The sequence below is a fragment of the Porcibacter vitabionis genome (genome assembly GCF_046263795.1).
Taxonomy (GTDB): domain Bacteria; phylum Bacillota; class Clostridia; order Lachnospirales; family Lachnospiraceae; genus Lachnocurva.
Genome location: NZ_JBJYZD010000001.1, coordinates 345,392 through 352,398, shown reverse-complemented (window position 1 = coordinate 352,398; position 7,007 = coordinate 345,392). Strand labels below are relative to the sequence as shown.

Annotated in this window: 10 protein-coding genes; 1 reads left to right on the top strand and 9 read right to left on the bottom strand. The window is 42.0% G+C overall.

Annotated features, from left to right (window positions below; genetic code table 11):
- Positions 1-249 precede the first annotated feature (249 nt).
- The 9 genes from ACKX2L_RS01665 to ACKX2L_RS01625 all read right to left on the bottom strand — a co-directional run bounded on the left by ACKX2L_RS01665 (position 250) and on the right by ACKX2L_RS01625 (position 6,185).
- Positions 250-441, bottom strand: a complete 192-nt coding sequence (locus tag ACKX2L_RS01665; protein ID WP_370751961.1) for an aspartate/glutamate racemase family protein — start codon at positions 439-441, stop codon at positions 250-252.
- Between the two features lie 44 nt (positions 442-485).
- Complete coding sequence (locus ACKX2L_RS01660) at positions 486-626, bottom strand: hypothetical protein (RefSeq protein WP_021416144.1); 141 nt, start codon at positions 624-626, stop codon at positions 486-488.
- Positions 627-789: 163 nt separating this feature from the next.
- The gene (gene lnu(C), locus ACKX2L_RS01655; RefSeq protein WP_019543803.1) at positions 790-1,284 is read right to left on the bottom strand and encodes a lincosamide nucleotidyltransferase Lnu(C); all 495 of its coding nucleotides are present in this window, start codon (positions 1,282-1,284) and stop codon (positions 790-792) included.
- A 23-nt stretch (positions 1,285-1,307) separates the two neighbouring features.
- On the bottom strand, positions 1,308-2,345 hold the full coding sequence (locus ACKX2L_RS01650; RefSeq protein WP_002837184.1) for an IS1595-like element ISSag10 family transposase: 1,038 nt from the start codon (positions 2,343-2,345) through the stop codon (positions 1,308-1,310).
- A gap of 47 nt (positions 2,346-2,392) precedes the next feature.
- On the bottom strand, positions 2,393-2,983 hold the full coding sequence (locus ACKX2L_RS01645) for a class I SAM-dependent methyltransferase (RefSeq protein WP_330681823.1): 591 nt from the start codon (positions 2,981-2,983) through the stop codon (positions 2,393-2,395).
- Between the two features lie 63 nt (positions 2,984-3,046).
- Positions 3,047-3,592, bottom strand: a complete 546-nt coding sequence (locus tag ACKX2L_RS01640) for a P-loop nucleotide/nucleoside kinase family protein (RefSeq protein WP_008655114.1) — start codon at positions 3,590-3,592, stop codon at positions 3,047-3,049.
- A 199-nt stretch (positions 3,593-3,791) separates the two neighbouring features.
- Positions 3,792-4,568, bottom strand: coding sequence for an aminoglycoside nucleotidyltransferase ANT(9) (ant(9), locus tag ACKX2L_RS01635; protein ID WP_052084611.1), 777 nt, complete (start codon positions 4,566-4,568; stop codon positions 3,792-3,794).
- A gap of 24 nt (positions 4,569-4,592) precedes the next feature.
- Positions 4,593-5,363 (bottom strand): nucleoside phosphorylase, encoded by a 771-nt coding sequence (locus tag ACKX2L_RS01630; protein ID WP_002578723.1) that lies wholly within the window; start codon positions 5,361-5,363, stop codon positions 4,593-4,595.
- Positions 5,364-5,387: 24 nt separating this feature from the next.
- Positions 5,388-6,185, bottom strand: coding sequence for a helix-turn-helix domain-containing protein (locus ACKX2L_RS01625; protein WP_002578724.1), 798 nt, complete (start codon positions 6,183-6,185; stop codon positions 5,388-5,390).
- 338 nt (positions 6,186-6,523) lie between these two features.
- Between ACKX2L_RS01625 and ACKX2L_RS01620 the strand changes: the two genes are divergently transcribed.
- Positions 6,524-6,937: a cysteine-rich VLP domain-containing protein gene (locus tag ACKX2L_RS01620; RefSeq protein WP_002578725.1), complete on the top strand. Its 414-nt coding sequence runs from the start codon at positions 6,524-6,526 to the stop codon at positions 6,935-6,937.
- The last annotated feature ends 70 nt before the right edge of the window (positions 6,938-7,007 follow it).

The window sequence follows — 7,007 nt, the reverse complement described above, 5'->3', positions numbered from 1 at the left end:
TCTTATCTGGATGATCTTCTTCCCTGGTCCAAACGAATTCAGAAGAATTGTCTGAGCCAGATCAATAGGCCAAAAAAATCTTAAATTTTCAAAGTACAGATCTATTCTCAAGAAGCCCTGATGTTATCAGGGTTTTCTTTGATTAAGTACTCATGTTTGAGGACTTACGACGGGCGGGGCTGTCAACGGCGGCGCATGAAATGCGCCGTTCATCTTGACCGTTGACTGGCTCGGCTGGCTTTGCTATTTTTATCGAATTGCATATTGGTAAATTGCATTGATATGTACTTGGGTTGTATTCACGATTGGCACATTAACATCTTCGGGCTTTATGGCAAGTGGCAGCTCCGTACAGGCGAGAATGAGTGCATCTACATTTTCTTTTTCAATGTATTTATTTGCCAGTGCAATCATTTTCTCTTTATCACTAGGAATTACTATGCCATTCTCTAAATTGGGGTATATCAGTTTTCCTAATAGAGATATTATTTTTTCGCTATCGCCTTTACAAGTAACATCATCGGGCGGCGAAGTTCATCTTCCATACCCGGAATATCCATCATCTCTTTAGGCGGTTCTGCTTCCTCTACAACTTTAAGCTCAAACCCATTGTTCAGCAATCCCATTATAATCTGTGTAAGTGTGTGATGTTGTTTTACTACATCACATCCTAAAAAATGTGTATTTCGTTCTCCTGTTATAAAGTAAGGCTATGTCACAACAAACAGTTGATAAATAGCCATTTTTATAGGGGAGTATCAGAACTCCCCTACAAACTGTTATTTGCAGTTATCTATACTCATTTGGAATTTCGATATGAAGTGTCTCACACAATAACTTCACATCATGTGCATCATTTTCATCAAACTCGTATCCCAGATGGAACATTACTTGACTATATGGTTCAATACAGGAAACCTCTATTTCCTCAATTCTTCCTTTACCCGAAAAAGTTTCTACCGGAAAACAATCCCCATCATAAAGAATTTCACCTTCGTCCGTATATTCAAAACAATGCAAATCAATAATTCTGTTTTTCAAATCTTCCCATACAGTATGGTTCAATGTTGTATATTCCATCTTAATCTCATAAAAGCCATTAGCTTTCATTATTTCTATAAAGTTCTGATAATCGTTCTTTTCTACAAAAATGTCAATATCATTATGGGCTCTTGACTGATATCCAAGAAGAGCATCTACACCCCAGCCACCATCAAGAAAGACTTTAATCTCCGCATCTATTGCAAATTGAAGAATCTGTTTTACATCTGTTATATTGACCATCTTATCATCTCCACAAATTCTAATTAGGCGACCAGAGGAACTGCTGGTCTGTTTGATAAATCTCTGCATTTAGCAGTTTTCAATGTTGCCAAAACGAAAGTTAAGAAGATGTTCCTTTTCTCCATGTCGCTTTCTTTGGCGTAATTTACAAGGTTATTCCACACAAGATAGTTGTTCAGATACTTGGTAGAAACACCGTTAAAGCCACGCATAAACCTCTTTAGCTGGCTATGGTAGCTATTGATATGTTGGATATTATAAATGCCTTTCTTGGCTTTGCCAGTCTTTAACTGCACAAGGTCAATGCCATTGGCATTTGTAAATCTCACATAGGAGTTCATCTTGTCCGTAACAAGAGTGGAATTGGTCTTAATCCTACCATCATAAATATGATGTAAATCTCTTGTAGAAACTCTACCAGTATTCGTAATCTTGGAGATAGACAAGCCATTCCTATTAACCGCACAAGGAACACATACCTTTTCTTGGGACAAGCCTCTGATATGTGTAGAATGACCACGCTTATGAGCCTTGCGTGGCATAGCAAATGTCTTACTCTTGCTATGATTGCCCTTGTACGAGATGGCGAAAAAAGTTTCGTCAGCCTCAATAATGCCGTCAAGGGTAACATCGTCTGCCATATTCTGAAGTGCATCCAAAATCTTGTGTCTCCAAAGGAATGCGGTGTTTCTGTGAATCCCACAAGCAACAGCAGTCTTACGAATGGATAAGCCATTCATCATACAATCAATGTACTGCTCCCACACGGACAAGTCTTTTCTTGTACCAGACACAATGGAGTTCGTAGCAATCACGAAGGACTTGCCACAATCCTTACATACATATCGCTGTGTGCCATCTTTACGATGACCATTGCGAACCACATGGATACAGCCACAAAGAGGGCATACACGACCATTTGCAAAGCGTTCCTTTGCTACGAAATCTTCAATATTCAAAGACTTTACAAAGGCAGGACTTAAAAGCATTGTTTTAAGGCTTTCCTGCTCTGCGACAGTCAACTTACCGATAATATCTAATGCGTCTTTGATAGTAGGCATATCCAATTACCTCCTTCGGTGGTACTGTTTCTTACTATTATTATACGCTATTTCTCGTCAAAAATCAACCATTTGTTGTGACAGAGCCTAAAGTAATTATCAATCGCCCAATATTGCGGTTTCCCATCATCTGTATAAATCCAATCCTGCCCAACTCCTGCGGTAAAAACAGGGTGTTCGATATTAAAAAGAAAAATTCCACCTGGTTTTAATGTCCTATACACTTTTTGAAATATTTCCACTATGTCCTCTATATAGTGCAGAGCTAAATTAGATATAACACAATCCCATTCATTTTCTGGATAGTCATATTCCTCTAATCCGCTAATACGATATTCAATTTGATTTCCTGAATTGCGCTTTTGGGCTTCCTCAATCATTTTCTTACTTAAATCGATCCCTAATATTTTTGTAGCTCCTTGTTCTTCTGCGAACTTGCAGTGCCAGCCATATCCGCACCCCAAGTCAAGAACAGATTTTCCTTCTAACGAAGGAAACAAAGGTTTTAATTGATGCCATTCACCAGCAGCTTTTAACCCCTCTTTACTGCGGGACATCTTTGCATATTCTTCAAAAAACTTCTCATTATCGTATTCATTATTCATAACCTTAACATCTCCTATTTTATCCTTCGGCACCGCCGCCTCCAGGCGGCTCCCCAACTTCATCTGCTCGATAAATGGGAATTGCACCAAAACAATCTAAGACAACAATGCTGCCCTACTTGCGATTTTTTCTTGTACTGCGGAAACAGTTTCTTGAATGGAATAATTGGTCGTATCTACAACATTCGATTCATATATTCCCAGATTGCAAAATTGCTCCCACATTGTTTCTACTAATTCAACATTTGTTTTTCTGTCTAATTTTGAGCGTTCCACAGCTCGTTTCATAGTTTCTTCTTTACTGGCTCTTAAAACAATATAGTGTACTTCATAATCTTCTCGAACAAGGGCTCTCCATGGTTCTAAAAACCACGGCCCGACAATTCCATCTACAATTACATCATATCCGCCGCGGGCATAGCGCTTTGCAGCTTCTAAAAAGGCTTCAATGACAACTAAATTTTGTTCGTTGGACTCTGGTAAATGCGGCGGTATTGCTCCTTTGCTTAAATAATGAAAAAAGTCGTCTGTGTGCATATGCACAGATTTATCCATGTTCGATTCTTTTGCGACAATCGACGCAGTTGTTGTCTTTCCTGTTCCCGGCGAACCTGTAATGACAATAATTCTTCCTTGATTCATCTACATTCTCCCTCGCAATTCAGATTTACCGCTCTCTTTCTGGTTTTGGAGCGTTTCTTCTCTCAAGATTGAAATGGGCGGGAAGCCATTTTAGGGCTTTCCCGCCTTGATTGCCCATCAGCAAAGACGGGCGGGACTGTCAACGGCGGCGCATTTATGCGCCGTTCATCTTGACCGTTGATTGGCCCCGCTAACTTTGCTACTCTGTTCTAAGTAATTCCTCAATTTGTTTTTTCATATATTCTACAAGTGCCATCGCTTCCTTTTCTACTGTCTCCCATTCATCAGACAAATTTCCCAAATAAGCTTCCTTTGCCGTTGTTAGCAGGGGGGAAAATCTCTCCGGCAATTTTAAAATTACCCATTTTGCGGCAACATCTTTTGTCGTGATTTCTTCTGTTACTAAAGTAAACCACATTCGTGATAAGGTTAATAACACATTTCTTTCATCACCCTTAAAGCTGGAAATCAAACCAGGTAAAGAAAACCGAATTGCTTTTTTAATTTCGTGAAATGGGATAGCGGGAATAAGCTCTTTGCTTTCCGCCCCCTTCAAAGTTATGCTATTTTTTCTTGCTTGCCATAATAAAATCATTATATCTGGGTCATTGCAGGCTTGCGGATATTCTCCTGCTTCCATCTCTCCCCTTAGCCATTCACCATACATATACTGACATTTTGGCGGAAATTGCAACGGAACAATATCAGATTGATTGATAATAGTTACCTCTAAAGGCCTTTTTTCAATACAGCCTACGGAGCCAGAAATTTTCAATAATTGCTTTGTTAGATCTGCTCTGATTGAATTACTCAATTCTTGCTTAGTAATTATCAGTATATCTATATCACTATCTGGACGCAGCCCATTCATTGTTGCTGAACCATATAAATATATCCCCAATATTTGACCTTGTAATATGGTTTCTGCTATTGAAATAACTTGATTTACTTGTTGTGGAAATTCATTTATATTCATTGTAACTCCTATATGTATTTATTTTTACTCCTCAACAACTGATAAAACAGCGTCTAAGGCTAATTCTAAGGCTATGGATATACTTGTTTTTCCCCATTCTCTTTCTTGGTATTTATGAGGGTCTGCAAGAGTATCGGCTGAAAAAAGCAGCATAGCCCATGTAACTTTTCTAAATTTTGCACACGCCGCCAATGCGGAACATTCCATTTCTACTACTTGACATCCCTCTTCTTTCCGATACTGAACCATTTCTACTGTTTCTCGATAAAAACCGTCTGTTGTCCATGTTTTAACTTCCCAATATGGTATATTCTTTTGGCTTAAAGCAGATTCAATCGCATTTATACCAGCCTTTGAAATCTCTACTTCTCGGGAGGGAGGAAGATAATGGTAAGATGTTCCCTCATCTCTCAATGCAGAAACAGGTATCAAAAATCTATTTTCCGGGATGTCTTCCAATACGCCGCAGGAGCCGACGGAAATAATCTTTGTTACACCCCCTGCAATTAAATATTCTAAAACTTGGACGGCAGCAGCACTTCCCACAGGAGCCGGACATAGACATATTTTCTCCTGATTATAAAGACATTCATAAATAGGATATCGTCTTGTTGCACTTTCAAATTCATCTATCTGTATTCCATCATGGGTATGTGCATAATTTTCAACCTCGTCTCCTAAAAAAGCAAACACTGCTTTTGCAGGAAAACATTTTTTCCCATTTCCCGGCTGAAAAACAGCTTTTGATGCGGTATCGTACTCTAAAACAGGGTAGTCATGCTTTACTAATGGCATATTATTATCTCGAATAACAGGCTATTATTCTATTCCTTTCATCATCTTTTTTGCCAACTGCTTGAACAGGTCGGCAGTTTCTTCATCCATCGGCGTAAGCTGTCCGATCTGTCCGGCAACCATCGCCGCTACATCGTCAATGGAAAGCGGGTTTTGCTTCTGTTCCGCCAATGCGTCCCGCATGGCTTGGAACATCGCGGCGGTCACAGCTTCTCCCGGCTGTTCCCCGTTGTCAATGTCTTTCTTAATATCCCGCAGGATAGCAAGGAACACATTTTTGATTTTCTCAATCTCCGCCTCATGTTCCCCCATCTTCTGGGCGTTCAAAAGCTGTAAATCCTGCTTTGCTTCCGCCCGGTGTTCCGGGTGTTCTTTCATCAGGTCGGACAGGGAAGCCGTTGCTATCTCGATAAGCTGGTTTCTTGCTGTTATGCCTTTTGCCGCTGTGTCCTGAAAATAAATCCGTATCAAATCTATCAGCTTAGGAAAATTCCTGTGTTCCAACAGGCGGTTGAGGATTTGCACATCAACAGCACCCGTCACGAGCCCCCTCACGGCTCCCTCGGACAAGCCTAATTCAGAAATATCGTAGCTTTTGCGGACGCTCACGGTAGACAAGCCCAGTATGTAGTCTGTCGATACCTTAAATTCCTTTGCCACACCTATGAGAATATCACTGCTGACCGTTCTCGTTTCGCCGCTGACAATGCGGCTCAACTGGGAAGCGGAAACGCCTATCTTCTCCGCAAGTTCCTTTTGTGTGATATGGTTTCCGTTGCATAAATCGGAAATCCGCTGTCCGGGTGTTCCGGGTAAAGCCATAGACACGTACCTCCTCCGCATACTTCCATTATACAGGATGATTGCAAAAATGCAATTTCCAAAGTGTAAACTTCATCAAAATGCAATTCTCGCAAAATTCCGGGGATTGCATTTTTTTCGTGTAGACTTAGGGTAGTTCATCGATGGACAGCACCTTGAAAACAGAATGACCGTCCGAAAAGGAATACCCCGGCTGGGGAAGCACCGCAAGGAACCGGACTTCGGGACAAAATGTCCCGAAGCTGCGGGGAGCGTGCCAACGCCGGAACACACCGCAGGAATGGGGCAGGAAACCTTTTCGGGGAGAACGGCAACGGAAAGCAAAATGGAGGGAACGCATGAGAGATAACCCCTATAAAGACTTGCCGCCGCTGGAGCGCAGGCCGGACGGTTCCCTTTACCGCATGACACCGGCCCAGAAGAAACAGGCGGCCAGCCTGATACGCCGGGAGTGCTGTTGCTGTGAGGACGGCAACTGCATTGCCCTTGACGATGGGGACACCTGCACCTGCCCGCAGACGGTTTCTTTCTCGGTCTGCTGTAAGTGGTTCCGCTGGGCGGTCTTGCCGCTGGACGGGACGCTGGAAGCGGAGATTTTCCGGGATAAGGACTTGAAACGCTGTGTGGTCTGCGGCGGTGTGTTCGTCCCCAAATCCAACCGGGCAAAATACTGCCCCGGCTGTGCCGCCAGAGTTCACAGGCGGCAGAAAACAGAAAGTGAACGGAAAAGGAGGTCTGCTGTGGACAGTTAGGAGCGAAAAAAGCCTTGATTTATCAGGCTTTGCAAGCCCCAAACCGGGGCAGGTGGTATAAAGTATCGCC